This is a genomic window from Enterobacter chinensis, from assembly GCF_034008295.1.
GTDB classification, from domain to species: domain Bacteria; phylum Pseudomonadota; class Gammaproteobacteria; order Enterobacterales; family Enterobacteriaceae; genus Enterobacter; species Enterobacter chinensis.
Genome location: NZ_JARDVI010000006.1, coordinates 199126 through 219207 on the forward strand (window position 1 = coordinate 199126; position 20082 = coordinate 219207).

At 55.4% G+C, this 20082-nt stretch carries 23 protein-coding genes and 1 pseudogene; 20 read left to right on the top strand and 4 right to left on the bottom strand.

Going from position 1 to position 20082, the window contains the following annotated elements; genetic code table 11:
• Positions 1-84: 84 nt before the first annotated feature.
• The 4 genes from fliD to amyA are packed head-to-tail and all read left to right on the top strand — an operon-like array spanning position 85 to position 3855.
• Entirely contained in the window at positions 85-1509 is a 1425-nt protein-coding gene (gene fliD, locus PYW49_RS18400; RefSeq protein WP_320387157.1) for a flagellar filament capping protein FliD, read from the top strand.
• A 21-nt stretch (positions 1510-1530) separates the two neighbouring features.
• Positions 1531-1935, top strand: coding sequence for a flagellar export chaperone FliS (gene fliS, locus PYW49_RS18405; protein WP_023312296.1), 405 nt, complete (start codon positions 1531-1533; stop codon positions 1933-1935).
• 5 nt (positions 1936-1940) lie between these two features.
• Entirely contained in the window at positions 1941-2315 is a 375-nt protein-coding gene (gene fliT / locus PYW49_RS18410; RefSeq protein WP_134350738.1) for a flagella biosynthesis regulatory protein FliT, read from the top strand.
• A gap of 52 nt (positions 2316-2367) precedes the next feature.
• A complete protein-coding gene (amyA, locus tag PYW49_RS18415; RefSeq protein ID WP_320387229.1) occupies positions 2368-3855 on the top strand; it encodes an alpha-amylase in 1488 nt (495 codons plus the stop codon).
• A 150-nt stretch (positions 3856-4005) separates the two neighbouring features.
• On the opposite strand, the gene yedD is transcribed toward amyA, so the two are convergent.
• Together yedD and fliE are read right to left on the bottom strand one after the other, a co-directional pair.
• The gene (gene yedD / locus PYW49_RS18420; RefSeq protein ID WP_134348069.1) at positions 4006-4419 is read right to left on the bottom strand and encodes a lipoprotein YedD; all 414 of its coding nucleotides are present in this window, start codon (positions 4417-4419) and stop codon (positions 4006-4008) included.
• Positions 4420-4493: 74 nt separating this feature from the next.
• The gene (fliE, locus tag PYW49_RS18425; protein ID WP_008500329.1) at positions 4494-4808 is read right to left on the bottom strand and encodes a flagellar hook-basal body complex protein FliE; all 315 of its coding nucleotides are present in this window, start codon (positions 4806-4808) and stop codon (positions 4494-4496) included.
• 228 nt (positions 4809-5036) lie between these two features.
• Here fliE and fliF point away from each other — a divergent pair, with 228 nt between their 5' ends.
• The 14 genes and pseudogenes from fliF (at position 5037) to rcsA (ending at position 16574) form a co-directional block, all read left to right on the top strand.
• On the top strand, positions 5037-6713 hold the full coding sequence (gene fliF / locus PYW49_RS18430) for a flagellar basal-body MS-ring/collar protein FliF (protein WP_134348068.1): 1677 nt from the start codon (positions 5037-5039) through the stop codon (positions 6711-6713).
• Positions 6706-7704 carry a flagellar motor switch protein FliG gene (gene fliG, locus PYW49_RS18435; protein WP_320387158.1) on the top strand — a complete coding sequence of 333 codons (999 nt, stop codon included), beginning with the start codon at positions 6706-6708 and terminating at the stop codon, positions 7702-7704. Before fliF ends, fliG begins: the two co-directional genes overlap by 8 nt.
• Positions 7697-8404 (top strand): flagellar assembly protein FliH, encoded by a 708-nt coding sequence (gene fliH / locus PYW49_RS18440; protein ID WP_320387159.1) that lies wholly within the window; start codon positions 7697-7699, stop codon positions 8402-8404. The genes fliG and fliH overlap by 8 nt, the downstream gene beginning before the upstream one ends.
• Positions 8404-9774, top strand: a complete 1371-nt coding sequence (gene fliI, locus PYW49_RS18445) for a flagellar protein export ATPase FliI (protein ID WP_134348065.1) — start codon at positions 8404-8406, stop codon at positions 9772-9774. Before fliH ends, fliI begins: the two co-directional genes overlap by 1 nt.
• A gap of 21 nt (positions 9775-9795) precedes the next feature.
• Positions 9796-10239, top strand: coding sequence for a flagellar export protein FliJ (gene fliJ, locus PYW49_RS18450; RefSeq protein WP_023312304.1), 444 nt, complete (start codon positions 9796-9798; stop codon positions 10237-10239).
• A complete protein-coding gene (fliK, locus tag PYW49_RS18455; protein WP_320387160.1) occupies positions 10236-11474 on the top strand; it encodes a flagellar hook length control protein FliK in 1239 nt (412 codons plus the stop codon). Before fliJ ends, fliK begins: the two co-directional genes overlap by 4 nt.
• A gap of 106 nt (positions 11475-11580) precedes the next feature.
• The gene (gene fliL / locus PYW49_RS18460) at positions 11581-12051 is read left to right on the top strand and encodes a flagellar basal body-associated protein FliL (RefSeq protein ID WP_134348063.1); all 471 of its coding nucleotides are present in this window, start codon (positions 11581-11583) and stop codon (positions 12049-12051) included.
• Between the two features lie 4 nt (positions 12052-12055).
• Complete coding sequence (gene fliM / locus PYW49_RS18465) at positions 12056-13060, top strand: flagellar motor switch protein FliM (protein ID WP_134348062.1); 1005 nt, start codon at positions 12056-12058, stop codon at positions 13058-13060.
• Positions 13057-13470 carry a flagellar motor switch protein FliN gene (fliN, locus tag PYW49_RS18470; protein ID WP_014170738.1) on the top strand — a complete coding sequence of 138 codons (414 nt, stop codon included), beginning with the start codon at positions 13057-13059 and terminating at the stop codon, positions 13468-13470. The genes fliM and fliN overlap by 4 nt, the downstream gene beginning before the upstream one ends.
• 2 nt (positions 13471-13472) lie before the next feature.
• A complete protein-coding gene (gene fliO, locus PYW49_RS18475; RefSeq protein WP_134348061.1) occupies positions 13473-13847 on the top strand; it encodes a flagellar biosynthetic protein FliO in 375 nt (124 codons plus the stop codon).
• Positions 13847-14584, top strand: coding sequence for a flagellar type III secretion system pore protein FliP (fliP, locus tag PYW49_RS18480; protein ID WP_134348060.1), 738 nt, complete (start codon positions 13847-13849; stop codon positions 14582-14584). Before fliO ends, fliP begins: the two co-directional genes overlap by 1 nt.
• Positions 14585-14593: 9 nt before the next feature.
• On the top strand, positions 14594-14863 hold the full coding sequence (gene fliQ, locus PYW49_RS18485; RefSeq protein ID WP_008500315.1) for a flagellar biosynthesis protein FliQ: 270 nt from the start codon (positions 14594-14596) through the stop codon (positions 14861-14863).
• Positions 14864-14870: 7 nt separating this feature from the next.
• A pseudogene (fliR, locus tag PYW49_RS18490) lies at positions 14871-15663 on the top strand (flagellar biosynthetic protein FliR); the annotation flags it as partial.
• A gap of 287 nt (positions 15664-15950) precedes the next feature.
• A complete protein-coding gene (gene rcsA / locus PYW49_RS18495) occupies positions 15951-16574 on the top strand; it encodes a transcriptional regulator RcsA (RefSeq protein WP_008500313.1) in 624 nt (207 codons plus the stop codon).
• 107 nt (positions 16575-16681) lie between these two features.
• Here the strand turns inward: rcsA and dsrB are convergent, their stop codons facing one another.
• Entirely contained in the window at positions 16682-16870 is a 189-nt protein-coding gene (gene dsrB / locus PYW49_RS18500) for a protein DsrB (protein WP_208527899.1), read from the bottom strand.
• Positions 16871-16994: 124 nt separating this feature from the next.
• On the opposite strand from dsrB, the gene yodD reads away from it, so the two are divergent.
• Positions 16995-17222: a YodD family peroxide/acid resistance protein gene (gene yodD, locus PYW49_RS18505; protein WP_013097742.1), complete on the top strand. Its 228-nt coding sequence runs from the start codon at positions 16995-16997 to the stop codon at positions 17220-17222.
• A 302-nt stretch (positions 17223-17524) separates the two neighbouring features.
• The gene (locus tag PYW49_RS18510; protein ID WP_320387161.1) at positions 17525-18325 is read left to right on the top strand and encodes a mannosyl-3-phosphoglycerate phosphatase-related protein; all 801 of its coding nucleotides are present in this window, start codon (positions 17525-17527) and stop codon (positions 18323-18325) included.
• Here PYW49_RS18510 and dgcQ read toward each other — a convergent pair.
• Complete coding sequence (gene dgcQ / locus PYW49_RS18515) at positions 18310-20010, bottom strand: cellulose biosynthesis regulator diguanylate cyclase DgcQ (protein WP_320387162.1); 1701 nt, start codon at positions 20008-20010, stop codon at positions 18310-18312. The two genes, PYW49_RS18510 and dgcQ, sit on opposite strands and share 16 nt — an antisense overlap.
• Positions 20011-20082: the final 72 nt, after the last annotated feature.

Here is a 20082-nt window from a genome sequence, read left to right on the forward strand (position 1 = left end):
TATTTTTTTCTCTCCATCGTAAACTTTTACGTTAAGAGGCCGATAAGAGTCCTGAACTACTTTCGTATTTTAAGGAAAATATGCATGGCTACTATCAGTAACCTCGGGATAGGTTCTGCAGGACTCGGGGATTTATATAATCAGTTGGAAGCAGCAGAGAAAACCAAGCTGACGACGATTACTTCCCAGCAATCAACGTATAACGCACAGTTAAGTGCTTACGGCAAGCTGCAGAGCGCCATGACATCGCTGCAGACTGCGACCGCTGCACTTGGCAAAGCAACCACCTGGAACTCAACGTCCGTTAGCAGCACCAACACGGCCTTTACTGCCACAACTACGGCTGACGCCTCCGTGGGTTCCTTTGTTGTCAACGTCAACCAGGTTGCAAAGGCACAGGCGCTCACCACCGGCTCCTATGCAAACAACACGGATCTGCTGGGCGATACGACAGGTACGACGCGTAAAATCACCATCACCCAGCCGGGTACGAAGACACCTTTAGAGGTGAACCTGGCAGATGGCGATACGTCCCTGGCAGGGATTGCAAGCGCTATTAATAAAGCCAACGGCAACGTCACCGCCAGCGTGATTAAAGCGAAAGACGGTGATTACCGCCTGATGCTGTCATCGAAAACCACCGGTACGGATGGTGCGATGACGGTAAGCGTCACCGGCGACGCCAAACTGCAAAGCGCCATTGGCTATGATTCAACCACCAAAACGGGCGCGCTGACGGTGAACACCGACGCGCAGAACGCCATTGTGGTAGTGAACAACATCTCGATCGAGCGCCAGTCGAATACGATTACCGATGCGCTGCCTGGGGTTACCTTCTCGGTGAAGGCCGAAAGCAAAGCCGATGAAACCCTTGAGGTTTCGCGCGCAACGGATGCGAACCAGAAGGCGATCACGGACTGGGTCACGGCGTACAACTCGCTGCAGTCCACCATTAACAGCCTGACGAAGTATGTTCCTGTTGACGCGGGTGCGGGCAGCCAGTCCACCAGCAACGGCGCGCTGGTCGGTGATGCTAACGTTCGCGGGATTCAGTCTCAGCTGCGCGGTCTGTTGACCGAAGCTCAGACCGGTGCCGTTCAGATCATGGCGCAGCTGGGTGTTACTCAGGATCCGGTGAAAGCGTCCGACGGTACCATCGGTAACCTGAAAGTCGATACCGATAAGCTGAAAAAAGCGCTGACCGACAATCCGAACGCCGTACAGCAGTATTTTGTCGGTGACGGAAAGAAAACCGGTATGGCGACCCAGATGAACAACACGCTGACCAATATGCTCAGCACCAGTACCGGCAGCGCCGGTGTGATCCAGAACGCGAAAGACGGGATCAACAAAACGCTGAAAACGCTGGGTGAACGTTACGATGCCATGGATGCCCAAATTGAAGCCACCATGGCGCGTTACAAAACGCAGTTCACCAGCCTGGACGTATTAGTCACCAAAATGACCAGTACGGCCAACTACCTGACCCAACAGTTCTCACAAAAGTAGTCGTAGCCTTCAGGAGTGGATATGTATAAGACCTCTGGTGTTCAATCTTATCAGCAGATAGGAGTTGAAAGCGCAGTCATGAATGCCAGTCCACACCAGCTGATTGTCATGTTGTTCGACGGGGCGCATAGCGCCCTTGTTCGCGCGCGTTTGTTCATGGAAGCCGGACAAATTCGTGAGAAAGGCGAAGCGTTATCCAAAGCCATTAACATCATCGACAACGGTTTAAAAGCAGGACTGAACATGGAGGTTGAGAGCGAGTTGTCCGGTAATCTTGCCTCCTTGTACGAATATATGGTTCGACGTTTGTTGCTGGCGAATGTCAGTAACGACGTAGACGCAATTGTTGAAGTCGAGGGTTTATTAAACAACATTGCGGATGCGTGGAAGCAAATTGGCCCCAATGCGTCCTCTATTTCAGGATAATTTTGATGAACAATCCCAGCGCAGCGCTTAGCCACTGGCAGGCGTTACATGCTCAGAGCATTGCTATGCTAAATCTCGCACATTCTGGTCAATGGGATGCGCTTATCGAGCAGGAAATGCATTACGTACAACTGGTGGAAAGGATTTCTCAAACGCCCATCATGTCATGCCCTCCGGCTCAGGTTGAGCAAGCGCGTGCGCTGCTGGAAATGATCCTCGACAATGAGAATGCGCTAAAGGCACTGCTGAAGGTCCGCATGGACGAGCTGCGTAATCTGATTGATCAAACCGGCAAACAGCAATCCATCACGTCTACCTATGGAAAGCTGTCAGGGAATATTCTTTATCCAGAAAGTTTGACCCGCGACACACAATTATGATTTCTTCATCCATACTCCAGAAGTCAGCCACACGGCTTCTGGAGCAAGGATGATGAAAAACCCCACCCTGTTACAATGTTTTCACTGGTATTACCCTGCTGGCGGTGAATTGTGGCGTGAGGTCACGGCGTTAGCCCCCAATCTTAACGAAATCGGCATCAATATGATCTGGCTCCCCCCCGCCTATAAAGGTGCGTCCGGGGGTTATTCGGTTGGATATGATTCTTACGACCTGTTCGATCTCGGCGAGTTTGATCAGAAAGGCAGTATCGCCACCAAATACGGCGACAAAGCGCAGCTGCTGGAAGCTATCGACGCGCTCAAAAGCAACGACATTGCCGTGCTGCTGGATGTGGTGGTGAATCACAAAATGGGGGCAGACGAGAAAGAGTCTGTTCGCGTTCAGCGCGTCAACGAGCAGGATCGCACGCAAATCGATGATGATGTCATTGAGTGTGAAGCCTGGACCCGCTACACCTTCCCTGTCCGTGCCGGGCAATACTCGCAGTTTATCTGGGATTACAAATGCTTCAGCGGCGTCGACCATATTGAAAACCCCGATGAAGACGGCATCTTTAAAATCGTCAACGACTACACCGGCGAAGGCTGGAACGATCAGGTTGATGATGAGATGGGTAACTTCGATTATCTGATGGGCGAGAATATCGATTTTCGCAATCACGCCGTGACCGAAGAGATCAAATACTGGGCCCGCTGGGTGATGGAACAGACGCGCTGCGACGGTTTTCGTCTGGACGCTGTTAAGCATATTCCCGCCTGGTTTTACAAAGAGTGGATAGAACACGTTCAGGAAGTCGCTGATCAACCGCTGTTTATCGTGGCGGAATACTGGTCCCACGAGGTGGATAAACTTCAGGCCTATATTGATCAGGTTGAGAGCAAAACCATGCTGTTTGATGCCCCCCTGCAGATGAAATTCCACGAGGCGTCACGTCAGGGACGGGATTACGACATGAGCCAGATCTTCACCGGTACGCTGGTGGAAGCCGATCCGTTTCATGCGGTCACCCTCGTCGCGAACCACGACACTCAACCTCTGCAGGCGCTGGAAGCACCGGTCGAAGCCTGGTTTAAACCGCTCGCCTACGCGCTGATCCTGCTGCGGGAAAATGGCGTACCCAGCGTCTTTTATCCCGACCTCTTTGGCGCCAGCTATGACGACACGGGAGGCGACGGTGAAACGTACCATATTGATATGCCGGTGATTGAGCAGCTTCACGAGCTGATCCTCGCCCGGCAGCGTTTTGCCCACGGCGTACAGACGCTGTTTTTTGACCATCCTAACTGCATCGCCTTCAGCCGCAGCGGCACCGATGACGATCCCGGCTGCGTGGTGGTGATGTCGAACGGAGACGACGGCGAGAAGGTGATTTGTCTTGGGGAAAACTACGGCAACAAAACGTGGCGTGATTTTCTCGGCAATCGCGAAGAAACCATCACTACGGCGGCGGATGGCGAAGGGACTTTTACCTGCAAAGGCGGAAGCGTGAGCGTGTGGGTCATTGAGGATGCGCTGTAGTACGGGAAAAGTGCGGCCTGATGCCCTCACCCCGTTCCTCTCCCACAGGGAGAGGGCGCAAACACCAAAAACGGCAACAAGGTTGCCGTTTTGCGTTTTCCCTCAGTCCCGTAGGCCGGGTAAGCGTCAGCGCCACCCGGCAACAAACGGCTACGGCAACTTACTCTCAAGCGGATTCTTGCTCAGGTAATCAGCGCACTCAACCGTTGGGCGGTCAACTTTCTGCAGCTCCAGCCCGTCGTACTCAAGCGTCAAGCCATCGCGCTCCAGCGGATAGATATCCAGCTTGCGGGTCACGTTGTAATAACTGTCTGAACGCAGCATGATTTTACCCGGCACGGCAATCACGCGCTGCCACTGACGGCAGTCCAGAGTATCGCCCTCCTCCGTCACCACCAGCGTGGCAATCGCCTCCGGGCTGACCATTTTGCTCTGCGGCCCTTTCGACTGCCAGTATCCCGCCAGATGCGCCGGGACGGGATGCTTAATCACATCCTTGTAGTTATCCACCTGAACGCATCCGGTCAGTGCCAGCAGCGCGCCAGCAATTGCTATTTTTTTCATCATCTTTCCTGCATTCGAAGAAAAAAATATTGTGGCATTAAAGCGCTAAGGCTGCCAGCGAAGATCGACAGGTCTTAAACCTGCATCCCCATCACTTCCTGATAAGCCGACACCAGCTTGTTACGCACCTGGATCCCCATCTGCAGGGAAACGGACGCTTTTTGCAAATCGGTCATGACGTCATTCAGCGCCACGCCCGGCTCACCGAGGGTGAACTTCTCTGCCTGGGTGCGCGCTGCGGTCTGGGTATCACTGATACGGTCAAGCGCGGCATGCAGTTGCCCTGCAAAACTGATGCTCGGCTGTTGATCTGCCACATTCTGATTACGGGCCGTCATTGCCGTCGCCTGCAGCTGACTGATTACCCCTTCAATACCCTGAATAGCCATGACTCTCCCCTGGATGGTTTTTTACGCGGTCAAGACTAACAGCTTGTCAATAAGATAATGGCGGTAAATAGCGTGAAAAAACCAGGTTATTTGACGCATAGAAAATCACGAATCATCAAATAATGGCAGGGCCATCAATATGGAACTTTTGTCGTGTTTGCCGACCCGGGAGTCAGTTTTGTTTCTCTACACGAATAACGTAAACCACCAGGATTTAAGAGGTGCGCAATGAGTGCAACAGCATCGACAGCGCCGCAAAATAAATCACTCGAGTGGATGAACCGCCTTCGCGCGAATCCTAAAATCCCGTTGATCGTGGCAGGCGCTGCCGCAATTGCGATCCTTGTAGCGATGGTCCTGTGGGCGAAAAGCCCTGATTACCGGACGCTCTACAGTAACCTTTCCGATCAGGATGGCGGTGCCATCGTCACCCAGCTTACCCAGATGAACATCCCTTATCGCTTTGCCGATAACGGGGGTGCACTTGAGGTTCCTGCGGATAAGGTGCACGAACTCCGTCTGCGTCTGGCTCAGCAGGGGCTGCCAAAAGGCGGCGCGGTGGGCTTTGAACTGCTGGATCAGGAAAAATTCGGTATCAGCCAGTTCAGCGAGCAGGTGAACTACCAGCGTGCGCTGGAAGGTGAGCTGGCCCGCACCATTGAAACCTTAGGTCCGGTGAAGAGTGCCCGCGTGCACCTGGCAATGCCTAAACCTTCCTTATTTGTCCGCGAACAGAAATCGCCTTCGGCTTCCGTAACCGTGAACCTCGAGCCTGGCCGCGCGCTGGACGAAGGGCAAATCAGCGCGGTGACGCACCTCGTCTCCAGCGCCGTCGCCGGTCTGCCGCCGGGTAACGTAACGCTGGTCGACCAGAGTGGCCACCTGCTGACACAATCCAATACCGCCGGTCGCGACCTGAATGACGCGCAGCTGAAATATGCCGCCGATGTCGAAAGCCGTCTCCAGCGTCGTATCGAAGCCATCCTCGGCCCGGTAGTAGGCAACAGCAACGTGCATGCGCAGGTTACCGCGCAGATTGACTTCGCCAATAAAGAACAAACCGAAGAGCAGTACAGCCCGAACGGCGATGCGTCTCAGGCGGTCATGCGTTCGCGCCAGATAAACTCAAATGAGCAGGTCGGTGGAGCATACCCAGGCGGCGTGCCGGGTGCGCTGTCTAACCAGCCTGCCCCGGCTAACGCGGCACCGATCTCTACGCCGCCGGCCAATCAGCAGAACGGTCAGCAAAATCAGCAAACCACCTCGACGGCCAATAACGCCGGTCCGCGTACCAGCAGCCGTAACGAGACCACGAACTACGAAGTGGACCGGACAATTCGCCACACCAAACTGAACGTGGGTGATGTTCAGCGTCTGTCCGTCGCCGTGGTTGTGAACTACAAAACGCTGCCGAATGGCAAACCGCTGCCGCTGACTGCCGAGCAGATGAAGCAGATCGAAGATCTGACCCGTGAAGCGATGGGCTACTCCGAGAAGCGTGGCGATAGCCTCAACGTAGTGAACTCACCGTTCAACTCGGTTGAAGAGACAGGCGGTGAACTGCCGTTCTGGCAACAGCAGGCGTTTATCGATCAGCTGCTGTCCGCAGGACGCTGGCTGCTGGTGCTGATTGTCGCGTGGCTGCTGTGGCGTAAGGCTGTTCGTCCACAGCTCCAGCGTCGTGCTGAAGCCGAAAAAGCGGCTCGCGAGCAGATGAACACGCGTCAGGAAACGGAAGAAGCGGTTGAAGTTCGCCTCAGCAAAGATGAACAGATGCAGCAGCGTCGTGCTAACCAGCGCATGGGCGCTGAGGTCATGAGCCAGCGCATTCGCGAAATGTCAGATAACGATCCGCGCGTCGTGGCGCTGGTCATCCGCCAGTGGATGGGTAACGAACATGAGTAATACGCTTACGGGCACCGATAAAAGCGTCATCCTGTTGATGACCATTGGCGAAGATCGCGCGGCAGAGGTGTTTAAACACCTCTCCCAGCGGGAAGTGCAAATTCTGAGTGCGGCTATGGCTAACGTGCGTCAGATCTCCAACAAACAGCTGACCGAAGTGCTGTCGGAGTTTGAACAGGAAGCCGAACAGTTTGCCGCGCTCAACGTCAACGCCAACGACTATCTGCGTTCCGTGCTGGTCAAAGCATTGGGCGAAGAGCGTGCCGCCAGCCTGCTGGAAGACATTCTGGAAACGCGCGATACCGCCAGCGGGATCGAAACGCTTAACTTTATGGAACCGCAGAGTGCCGCCGACCTTATTCGCGACGAGCACCCGCAGATTATTGCCACCATCCTTGTCCACCTCAAACGTGGCCAGGCAGCCGATATTCTGGCGCTGTTCGAAGAGCGTCTGCGTCACGATGTAATGCTGCGTATCGCAACCTTCGGCGGCGTCCAGCCAGCCGCGCTGGCAGAGCTGACCGAAGTGCTGAACAGCCTGCTCGACGGCCAGAACCTCAAGCGCAGCAAAATGGGCGGCGTGAGAACGGCGGCGGAAATCATCAACCTGATGAAAACGCAGCAGGAAGAGGCAGTTATTACGGCGGTTCGCGAATTCGACGGCGAACTGGCACAGAAAATTATCGACGAGATGTTCCTGTTCGAAAACCTGGTCGAAGTGGACGACCGCAGCATCCAGCGCCTGCTCCAGGAAGTGGATTCCGAGTCTCTGCTTATCGCCCTCAAAGGTGCCGAGCAGCCGCTGCGCGAGAAGTTCCTGCGCAACATGTCGCAGCGTGCGGCGGATATCCTGCGCGACGACCTTGCCAACCGCGGCCCGGTTCGTCTGTCTCAGGTGGAAAACGAACAGAAAGCCATCCTGCTTATTGTTCGTCGTCTGGCAGAAACCGGCGAGATGGTGATTGGCAGCGGAGACGACACCTATGTCTAATGAGCTGCCGTGGAAGCGCTGGACACCGGACGATCTGGCTCCTCCCCTCTCTGAGTTCATGCCAGCCGTGATAGCGCCCGAGGCACTCGACCCTGACGTCGAGCAGCCCGAGCTTAGCGAGGAAGAGCAGCAGGCACAGATGCTGGCTCAGCTGCAAATGCAGGCGCACGAGCAGGGCTATAATGCCGGTCTGAACGAAGGCCGGCAGAAAGGCCACGAGCAGGGGTATCATGAAGGCCTGGCGAAAGGGTTAGAGCACGGTATCGATCAGGCGCGCCAGCAGCAGGCGCCGATCCATGCCCGCATGCAGCAGCTGGTCAGCGAGTTTCAGCATACGCTGGACGCGCTGGACAGCGTGATTGCCTCGCGACTGATGCAGATGGCGCTGGAAGCCGCGCGTCAGGTGATCGGCCAGACGCCCGTGGTGGATAACACGGCGCTTATTAAACAAATTCAGGGCCTGCTGCAGCAGGAGCCGCTGTTCAGCGGCAAGCCGCAGCTGCGCGTCCATCCGGACGACCTGCAGCGCGTCGAAGAGAGTCTGGGGGCAACGCTTAACCTGCACGGCTGGCGTCTGCGCGGTGACCCGTCGTTACATCACGGCGGCTGCAAAGTCTCTGCCGATGAAGGTGACCTGGATGCCAGCGTCGCAACCCGCTGGCAGGAACTGTGTCGCCTGGCGGCACCGGGAGTCGTCTGATGACCGCACGCCTCACCCGCTGGCTCACCACGCTCGACAACTTTGAGACGAAGATGGCGCAACTGCCTTCTGTTCGTCGTTATGGCCGGCTGACGCGCGCCACCGGTCTGGTTCTTGAAGCCACCGGCCTGCAGCTTCCGCTAGGTGCGACCTGCGTGATTGAACGTCAGGACGGTCTGGAAACGCGTGAAGTTGAAAGCGAAGTGGTCGGGTTTAACGGCCAGCGTTTGTTCCTGATGCCGCTTGAAGAGGTGGAAGGCATTCTGCCCGGCGCCCGCGTGTATGCCAAAAACATTTCTGGCGACGGGCTGCAAAGCGGGAAACAGTTACCCCTTGGTCCTGCCCTGCTGGGTCGCGTGCTGGACGGCAGCGGGAAACCGCTCGACGGGCTGCCCTCCCCGGACACCACCGAAACCGGTGCGCTGATCACCCAACCGTTCAACCCCCTGCAGCGTACCGCTATTGAGCATGTGCTGGACACCGGCGTGCGCCCGATTAACGCCCTGCTGACCGTGGGACGTGGACAACGTATGGGCCTGTTCGCCGGGTCAGGCGTGGGGAAATCCGTCCTGCTCGGCATGATGGCGCGCTACACGCAGGCCGATGTGATCGTCGTGGGGCTGATCGGCGAGCGTGGTCGTGAAGTCAAAGACTTTATTGAAAACATTCTGGGTGCAGAAGGCCGCGCCCGCTCGGTGGTTATCGCCGCGCCGGCGGATGTGTCGCCGCTGCTGCGTATGCAGGGTGCCGCGTATGCCACCCGTATCGCCGAAGATTTCCGTGACCGCGGCAAGCACGTACTGCTGATCATGGATTCCCTGACCCGTTACGCGATGGCGCAGCGTGAAATCGCGCTGGCCATCGGTGAACCGCCTGCGACCAAAGGCTACCCGCCTTCGGTCTTTGCCAAACTCCCTGCCCTGGTTGAACGTGCGGGGAACGGCATCAGCGGCGGCGGCTCCATCACCGCGTTCTACACGGTACTGACGGAAGGCGATGACCAGCAGGACCCGATTGCCGACTCCGCGCGCGCGATCCTTGACGGTCACATTGTGCTGTCGCGTCGTCTGGCTGAAGCCGGGCACTATCCGGCCATTGATATTGAAGCATCCATCAGCCGCGCAATGACGGCGCTGATAACCGAGAAGCACTACGCCCGCGTGCGTAACTTCAAACAACTCCTCTCCAGCTTCCAGCGCAACCGCGATCTGGTCAGCGTCGGGGCGTATGCCAAAGGCAGCGACCCGATGCTCGACAAAGCGATTACCCTGTGGCCGCAGCTGGAGGCATTTTTGCAACAAGGCATTTTTGAACGCGCCGACTGGGAAGATTCAATTCAGGCACTGGAGCTGATTTTCCCGCAGGTGTAACACAGGTGGAGGGCGAAGGTCATGGCGCAAAACAGCGCGTTATCAACGCTGAAAGATCTGGCTGAAAAAGAAGTTGATGATGCCGCATTGCAGCTTGGCGCAATGCGACGCGGGTGCCAGCAGGCTGAAGAACAGTTGAAGATGTTAATCGACTATCAGCATGAATATCGCACCAACCTCAATACCGATATGACACAGGGCATTGGCAGCCAGCGCTGGATTAACTATCAGCAGTTTATCCAGACGCTGGAAAAGGCGATAGATCAGCATCGCCAGCAGCTTAACCAGTGGACCCAAAAAGTCGATACCGCGCTGAATTTCTGGCGTGAGAAGAAGCAGCGACTGCAGGCCTGGCAGACCTTACAGGACCGACAGATCGCGGCTACGACCCTGGCGGAAAACCGTCTGGATCAGAAAAAAATGGATGAGTTTGCCCAGCGCGCATCAATGAGGAAACCGGAATGATCACACTGCAACAACTGCTGATGAGCGACAGCGACCTGTCAGGCGGCACGCAGACGGGGAAAGGCACCGACGGTGCACAAGACTTTCTCTCTCTGCTGGCGGGCGCCCTGTCGGATGCAACGGGCAAGGGCAAAGATGCGCCGCTGACCCTGGCCGATCTGAAAGCCGCCGGCAGTAAGCTGTCAAAAGTCGCGCAGGACGCCAAAGGCGATACCACCCTGCAGGCCAAAATTGCCGACCTGCTCTCGCGTCAAACTGCGCTGAATGGCGATGAAACGTTGCCCGTCACGTCGCTTGATACGCTGGTTTCCGGGCTGGTGCCGCTGTCAAAGGGCGATGCCCAGAAAACGCTCAATGCGGTCAACAGTAAAGATGACAGCAAAAGCGAACTGAGCGAAGAAGAGCTGGCCGGATTAAGCGCGCTGATGGCCATGCTGCCGCACCAGCAGACCAGCACCTCTCACGTAGCAGCCAGCAATGGTATTGCCGAACGGTCTGCGATCGGTTCCGCAACGCTTGCACAAACGGGCGCGGGCCAACCGTCCATGAACGCTTTGCCGGGAAGCCATGATAAAGGGCAGACTGCTGCGACTTATCAGAGCCACAGCCTGGCGAAAAACAGCGACCCGGCCCTGTCGGACAACGCGCCTGCAACGCCGGTCGTGGCCGCCGCAGCAGAGAAGCAGGAACTCGCCAGCGCGTCCTCCTCAACGTCGCCGACAGCCACCCTGGCACCGATTATGTCCAGCCATGCGACCAGCCAGCCAGCCGCCACCGTTGCCACCGCGCCGGTGCTAAGCCAGCCTCTGGGCACCCATGAATGGCAGCAATCCCTGAGCCAGCACATCACGCTGTTCACTAAGCAGGGCCAGCAGACAGCGGAGCTGCGTCTGCACCCGGAAGATCTGGGTCAGGTGCAAATTTCGCTTAAGCTGGATGATAACCAGGCGCAACTGCAGATGGTCTCTGCGCACAGCCATGTCCGTGCGGCTCTGGAAGCGGCGCTGCCGGTCCTGCGAACGTCGCTTGCGGAGAACGGCATTCAGCTTACGCAAAGTAGCGTCAGCAGCGAGAGCTTTGCCGGGCAGCAGCAGTCCTCCTCCCAGCAGCAGCACCAGGCTTCGCGTTCCGGCAATACCGGCGGTTTTAATGAAGAGAGCGATGAGTTACTGCCTGTTCCTGCCGCCCTGCAATCCGCGGCGCGCGGTAACAGTGCCGTAGACATCTTCGCCTAAACGCCAGAGGTAGCGTGATTATCCCCGTCTTTTCCACGCTTTGACGACAGCAGGACACGGGATAATCACCATATTAAGCTGTACCGAAACAGGAAGCTCGTATCAGATGACTGACTCCGCTATCACCAAAAAAAGTAAGCGTTCCATCTGGATCCCGCTGCTGGTGTTGATCACGCTCGCCGCCTGCGCTACTGCGGGCTATAGTTACTGGCGTATGCAGCAGGAACCTTCGACCGCTGCAGCCAAAGCCGAACCTGCACCACCGCCGGCGCCGGTATTTTTCCCTCTGGACACCTTCACCGTGAATCTCGGTGATGCGGATCGTGTGCTGTATGTCGGTATTACGCTGCGTCTGAAGGATGAAGCCACGCGCTCGCGTCTGAATGATTATCTCCCGGAGGTGCGTAGCCGCCTTCTGCTGCTGTTCTCCCGTCAGGACGCTTCGGCGCTGGCCACCGATGTCGGTAAGCAAAAGCTGGTCGACGCCATTAAACAAACGCTGGCGACACCGCTGGTAAACGGCCAACCAAAGCAGGAAGTCACTGACGTTCTGTATACAGCCTTCATTCTGCGGTAACGACATGGGCGACAGTATTCTTTCTCAGGCAGAAATCGATGCGCTGCTTAACGGCGACAGCGATAAAAATGATGATCCTAAACCGGGCGTTGGCGGCGATAACGATATTCGTCCCTATGACCCGAATACCCAGCGTCGCGTGGTCCGTGAACGTCTGCAGGCGCTGGAGATCATTAACGAACGTTTTGCACGTCAGTTCCGTATGGGGCTGTTTAACCTGCTGCGTCGTAGCCCGGATATTACGGTCGGTGCGATCCGCATTCAGCCGTACCACGAATTTGCCCGCAACCTGCCGGTGCCAACTAACCTTAACCTGATTCATCTGAAGCCGCTGCGCGGCACCGGTCTGGTGGTGTTTTCGCCAAGCCTGGTGTTCATTGCGGTGGATAACCTGTTCGGCGGCGACGGGCGCTTCCCGACCAAAGTAGAAGGTCGTGAATTCACCCACACCGAACAACGCGTCATTAACCGCATGCTGAAGCTGGCGCTGGAGTCTTACAGCGACGCGTGGAAAGCGATTAACCCGCTGGAAGTGGAGTACGTTCGTTCTGAGATGCAGGTGAAATTTACCAATATCACCACCTCCCCGAACGATATCGTCGTTAACACGCCGTTCCATGTGGAGATCGGTAACCTGACCGGCGAGTTCAACATCTGCCTGCCGTTCAGCATGATCGAACCGCTGCGCGAGCTGCTGGTGAACCCGCCGCTGGAGAACTCCCGCAACGAAGACCAGAACTGGCGTGAAAACCTGGTCCGCCAGGTCCAACATTCACAGCTTGAACTGGTGGCGAGCTTCGCCGATATCCCGCTGCGGTTATCCCAGATCCTGAAATTACAACCCGGTGATGTTTTGCCGATAGAAAAACCCGACCGCATTATTGCCCATGTGGATGGTGTCCCCGTGCTGACAAGCCAGTACGGCACGATTAACGGTCAGTATGCGTTACGCGTTGAGCACTTGATCAACCCGATTTTGAATTCGCTGAATGAGGAACAGCCCAAATGAGTGACATGAACAATCCGTCCGATGAAAACAGCGGAGCACTGGACGATCTGTGGGCTGACGCGTTAAACGAGCAAAAAACGACCCCAGCCAAAAGCGCAGCGGATGCCGTATTCCAGCAGCTCGGCGGCGGTGACGTCAGCGGCACGCTGCAGGACATCGACCTGATTATGGACATCCCGGTTAAGCTGACCGTGGAACTGGGGCGCACCCGCATGACCATTAAAGAGCTGCTGCGCCTGACGCAGGGTTCCGTGGTGGCGCTTGACGGTCTGGCCGGTGAGCCACTGGACATTTTGATCAACGGTTATCTGATTGCTCAGGGTGAGGTGGTGGTGGTTGCCGATAAATACGGCGTGCGTATCACCGACATCATTACTCCGTCTGAACGTATGCGTCGTCTGAGCCGTTAAGCATGAAAACCCAGGCAACAATATCACAACCTTCTGCCGTCCCCGGCTCACCTCTGCTCCAGGTGAGCGGGGCGTTGCTCGGTATTATTGCCTTTATTCTTATCGCCGCATGGCTGGCGAAGCGCTTTGGCCTGGCGGGTAAAACCGCCGGTACCCGCGGCCTGAAAGTTAGCGCCAGCACCACGCTGGGGCCACGCGAACGCGTGGTCATCGTCGAGGTGGACGACGCGCGTCTGGTCCTGGGCGTAACAGCTTCAAACATCAACGTATTACATAAACTGCCGCCCGCCCCTGTTGTGGTGGACGAGCGCGCAGACGCCCCTGCGGATTTTCAGTCCGTCATGAAGAGTTTGCTAAAGCGTTCCGGGAGATCCTGATGCGCCGTTTGTTATCCCTGACGCTTGCGGGCGTTGGCCTGTTTGCTCCCGCAGTCTATGCGCAACTGCCCGGTCTGGTTTCAACCCCTCTCGCGGGCGGCGGACAAAGCTGGTCGCTTCCGGTTCAGACGCTGGTGTTCATCACCTCGCTGACGTTTATTCCGGCCATTCTGCTGATGATGACCAGCTTCACCCGCATCATCATCGTTTTTGGTCTGCTGCGAAACGCGCTGGGAACCCCTTCCGCCCCGCCAAATCAGGTTCTGCTGGGGCTGTCACTGTTTTTGACCTTTTTCATTATGTCGCCGGTTATCGATAAGATTTATACCGACGCCTACCAGCCGTTTAGCGAAGATAAAATTTCCATGCAGGAGGCGCTGGATAAAGGCGCGCAGCCGCTGCGGGAATTTATGCTGCGCCAGACGCGCGAAGCGGACCTTGCGCTCTTTGCCCGCCTGTCCAACACCGGCGAACTGCAGGGGCCGGAAGCGGTGCCCATGCGTATTCTTCTGCCAGCCTACGTCACCAGCGAGCTGAAAACCGCGTTCCAGATTGGCTTCACCATTTTTATTCCGTTCCTGATTATCGACCTGGTGATCGCCAGCGTCCTGATGGCGCTCGGGATGATGATGGTTCCACCCGCCACCATTGCCCTGCCCTTTAAGATCATGCTCTTTGTGCTGGTCGACGGTTGGCAGCTGCTGGTCAGTTCGCTGGCGCAGAGTTTTTACAGTTAAGGAACGGCAATGACACCCGAATCGGTCATGATGATGGGCACGGAAGCGATGAAAATCGCCATTGCCGTTGCCGCTCCACTGCTGCTTGTCGCGCTGGTTACTGGTCTTATCATCAGTATTCTGCAGGCCGCCACGCAGATTAACGAAATGACCCTGTCATTTATCCCGAAAATCATTGCCGTGTTCGTGGCGATTATCGTGGCCGGGCCGTGGATGCTGAACCTGTTGCTGGACTATATGCGCAACCTGTTTACCAATCTGCCGTATATCATCGGCTGACCTGACGATGCTGCACTTCACCAGCGACCAGTGGGTTCAGTGGCTCGGCGTCTATTTCTGGCCGATGCTGCGGATCATGGCGCTGATATCCACCGCCCCGATTCTCAGTGAGAAATCGATCCCCAAGCGTGTCAAAGTGGGGCTGGGCATCATCATCTCCATTATCGTCGCCCCGTCCCTGCCCCCTGTGGATATTCCGATCTTCTCGGCGAATGCGGTGTGGGTGGCGCTACAGCAGGTCATGATTGGCGTCGCCGTCGGCTTTACCATGCAGCTCGCCTTTGCCGCGGTGCGTACCGCAGGGGAACTGATTGGCCTGCAGATGGGGTTATCGTTCGCCACGTTTGTTGATCCCGGCAGTCATCTCAACATGCCCGTGCTGGCCCGAATTATCGATCTGCTCGCCATGCTGCTGTTCCTGTCGTTCAACGGCCATCTCTGGCTTATCTCCATGCTGGTGGATACGTTCCATACGCTGCCGATTGGTGAAAATCCGGTGAACAGCAATGCCTTCCTGGCGCTCACCCGCGCGGCGGGGCTGATATTCCTGAACGGGCTGATGCTGGCGCTGCCGATCATCACCCTGCTGCTGACCGTCAACCTGGCATTAGGTTTACTTAACCGAATGGCACCGCAGCTTTCGGTGTTTGTCATTGGTTTTCCGCTGACGCTGACGGTCGGAATTTTATTAATGTCACTACTGATGCCACTTATCGCTCCCTTCTGTGAACATTTATTCGGCGAGATATTCAACCTGTTAGCGGATATTGTCAGCGAGCTGCCTCGTAAATAATAGCCCGCACTGTTGCCATTGTCTTTCTGAGGATATTCCTAAAATAAAACACGAAAAACATCTTCCAGGATATATCTGACGCGGTTTAATTGTTTCTAACCATCTCACAATACTTAATATTTACTTTACTTTAAGAAGATTCCTGGCAAATTATACGTAACTTTACGGGATAGTGAGTCCGCCTGAAAGTCTTTGTCATGCTCACAGGTTTATTATTTTTTTCCATCCCGTATGGCTGTTTTGAGCTCTCAGGCAGATGGTGAATTATCGTTACGCATTGAGTGAGGGTATGCCATGTCAACGATCATTATGGATTTATGCAGCTACACCCGGCTAGGGTTAACCGGGTACCTGGCAAGCAGAGGGGTAAGAAAGAGAGACATCAACGATGCACACACCGTTGACGAACTCGCGGCCGCTTGTGACGAACTAAAACCAGGCGTGGTGTTTATTAATGAGGACTGTTTCATTCACGATCCAGCCAACAGTCAGCACATTAAGCAAATCATTAATCAGCATCCAAAAACCCTGTTTATAGTTTTTATGGCGATCGCAAATATCCATTTCGATGAGTATTTGTTGGTCCGTAAAAATTTATTGATCAGTTCTAAATCGATTAAACCAGAGTCGCTGGATGACATTCTGGGTGATTATTTGAATAAAGAAGTTAAAAATGTAGGAGCGGTTAACTTACCCACCCTATCATTAAGCAGGACTGAATCAAGTATGCTGAGAATGTGGATGGCGGGCCAAGGAACTATTCAGATCTCAGACCAGATGAATATTAAAGCTAAAACCGTTTCGTCACACAAAGGAAATATTAAAAGGAAAATTAAAACGCATAATAAGCAAGTGATCTACCACGTGGTACGCCTGACCGATAATGTGACGAACGGGATTTTCGTCAACATGCGTTAGTCGCTTAAGAAAAGACCCTGTGCACCCTACCTTTGATCTCTGGCCTGGCCAGAGATTTTTGCTTTTGCGGACGTTGTCGGGCACGCGAAGCGCTACCCGACGCCGTGCTAGTCTGCTTTCTCGACAAAAATGCCGTCAGGATGCCCCAGTTCGTTAAAAAACCAAATGCCGAGCGGGTAGTCTTCCAGTGATACGAGGTACATTATACCTTCACTAAACTCTTCAATTGCCAGCACCACACCCGGGCGGCGCGGCCCACCGTCCGTTTTAACCGTTACCCGATCGTTGACCTTCATACATTCCTCCTCTTTTTGAGCCAGTGTAGAACAAAACGCAAAAACGCACATCGCCGCCCGGCGTGAATGGCGTTTTTATGCACAAGCTATACTTAGCCTTGTAGGTTGAAAGAGGAGTCCCGGAATGAAGACCGATAAAGAGTACAGCGACACCATCAAGCGCGAAGTCGAGGTGGATGTCGATGCCCTGCTTGCCGCCATCAATGAGATCAGTGAGTCAGAAGTCCGCCGGACGGACGACAATTCAGACCGCGTCATTGTCAACGGCAGGGATTACCACACCTATCGTGAACTGGCGGAGGCCTTCGAGCTTGATATTCACGACTTTAGCGTGTCGGAAGCCAATCGGTAGGGCGAAAAAAATCCCGGTCATGGGGATGACCGGGATCAAAACTTGCTTATGCAAGAAGCACTTGAAAATTCGTTACACCAGGAAATCTGATGTACGCACCACACTATCCCCAACGAATTTGTCTGACAAGCATATATTCTTATGATGAATATACTATTTTTAACATAATGCTTTTTGTTATCCGCAATAACATACGCCGAATGCGGGTTTGCCAGGGACCGTTCTCTTTTCCCCGGTTTCCACCTCGGTTATTTTTTTAGGAATTTTCTTAGAAACCGACACAGCCGTTACCAGGAGCGACTATGCCTTCACTGCGGGATTCATTGCTGATTTTTTCTGACCTGGACGGCTCGTTGCTGGATATTCATACCTATGAGTGGCAGCCCGCAATGCCCTGGCTGGACAGGCTGCTGGATAACCAGGTGCCGGTCATTCTTTGCAGCAGCAAGACCGCGGCTGAGATGCTGGATATCCAGCAGGACCTGGGCCTGGAAGGCTTGCCTTTTATTGCCGAGAACGGCGCGGTTATTCAGCCTGACGTGCGTTGGGAAAAGGTTCAGCGCCAGATAAGAGGGATGACGCACCGGGATATTCGCCCGCGGATCGAGCACATCCGTCTGCAGATGGGCTTTAAATTCACCACCTTTGACGACGTAGATGAGCACGTCATCAGCGAGTGGACGGGACTGACGCGTTATCGTTCGGCGCTTGCCCGCAGGCATGAAGCCTCCGTTACGCTCATCTGGCGTGACACCGACGAGAACCTGGTCCAGTTTGAAGAGGAACTGGCGCGCAGCGGCCTGCAATGCCTGCAGGGAGCGCGCTTCTGGCATATTCTGGACGTCCGCTGCGGTAAGGACGTGGCGGTTAACTGGCTGATTGAGCAATACCGTGAGCAGGAAGAGATCGACCCCACCACCCTGGGGCTCGGCGATGGTCCTAATGATGCGCCGCTGCTGGACAGCGTTGACTACGCGGTGGTGATTAAGGGCATTAACCGCCAGGGTATCACGCTACGGGACGATAACCCCAGGCGGGTTTATCACACCCAACAGCCCGGGCCAGCGGGCTGGCACGAGGGGCTGGATCACTTCCTGTCCTGATCCCGCCAGACGACCCGGTTACGCCCGGTCTGTTTAGCCTGATATAACCGGGCGTCCGCAATGGACTGCAGCTGTTCAAAATCGTAGTTCCCCGCTTCATCCGCACTGCTGACACCCAGTGACGCGCTGATGCGCAGCGTCGTGCTCTTCTTCACCAGGATCTCCTTACTGTTGATTCGGCAGCGAATACGGTCCGCGACGCCTCTCGCCTCTCCCAGACCAATCCCCGGCAGGACGACACAAAACTCTTCCCCGCCGACGCGCCCGGCCACATCATTCTTGCGTAACGCGCTGGCAATCAGTCCCGCCGTGTGGGATAGCACTTTATCCCCGGCCTGATGGCCAAAACGGTCGTTGATGTTTTTAAAGTGGTCGAGATCGATCTGAATCACTGAAAATGGCAGAGATTTCTGGCGACAGGTTTCCGCCAGTATTTTTGCCCGGTCGAACAGCGCGCCGCGATTGTTCAGCCGGGTAAGCGGGTCATGCCAGGCCTGCCACTGGAGCGAATGCTGAAGCGTATACATGTTACTCGCCATCCGGCGAATAACCAGCCACGAGATCAATAGCATGGCGGTAAAGAGCGCCCACAGCAGCGCCAGCACAATACTGATGCTGCCGAAGTCGTCTTGCACCCCTTCATGCAGAGTGTGGATCCGCAAGACAACGCCGTCGAAGTGATCGAGCCGCTCCCAGCTAACAAAACGGCTCCCGAGGCGGATGCCGCCGCCGGTATCGTTCTCAATCGCGTGGGCAATCTGCGCCGTTTCGCGTTCGTCGAAGTGGTTAACCGGGTTTCCCGCGTGGGCAGAAGTGGCAATCATATTGAGCCGGGTGTCGTACAGCTGATACTCCCCTTCCGTCCGGTCTTCCGTCGCGTCAGCCAGCAGACGCTGCATCGTGTTCAGCGCAAAATCCATCGCCACGACGCCATACCAGTAATGATCAAAATAGATGGGGACGCTGGCGGTAATCGTTCGTTCATCATTCGTCCAGGATGAAGGCGTGGAGATAAACCAGCGCACCGCGCGAGCGCGATTGTTACGTTCCGACTGCTGGGTAAACCAGGATTGCGTGACCAGATGGTAATAGCGGGAGGTGATATCGCCCGCCTGCTCCGGCGTGTCTGTGGAAATAAAAAATCCGGCGCGGGACACATAGATTACCCGCGCTTCCGTTCGCGCTCTCGACGATGCCAGCCTGAGCAGATACCCCACTTCGAGCGCGGCAGAAATTTCATGACTGATGCGCTCAGCGTCACGATTCAGAATCGTGGTTTTTTCGACGAAGGCATCCGACACGCCGTTAATGGGAAGGGTGCGTTGTTTGTCAACGGCAAGCTGCCAGGTGGGGAGCATGCGGACCGCGTTAAAGCGTGACACCGCATTCTCCAGGACATCAAATGCCAGCGGCGTCTGGATCGCATCACGCATGCCCTGACGGAACAGCAGCATCCTGTCCACGCTGTTCTGTAACTGCCGGTCCAGCGAACTGGCCACCGTATCCAGATGGTTACGCTGGCTGGAGATATACGCTTCTTCCAGCACCACCACCTCACGCCAGGTCAGGAGTGTGGAAAACACCAGAACGGTCAAAAAACAGAGATTAACAATCAACCCCGGATTGCTACGCTTATGCAGCCATTGTAGAAAAGATTGTTTTACAACAAAGGTATCGCGCTGCACACACACTCCCTGATTACTGCCTTACACTCGGTACTTGAAATAAAAACGCCCGGCAAAGCCGGGCGTTATGTG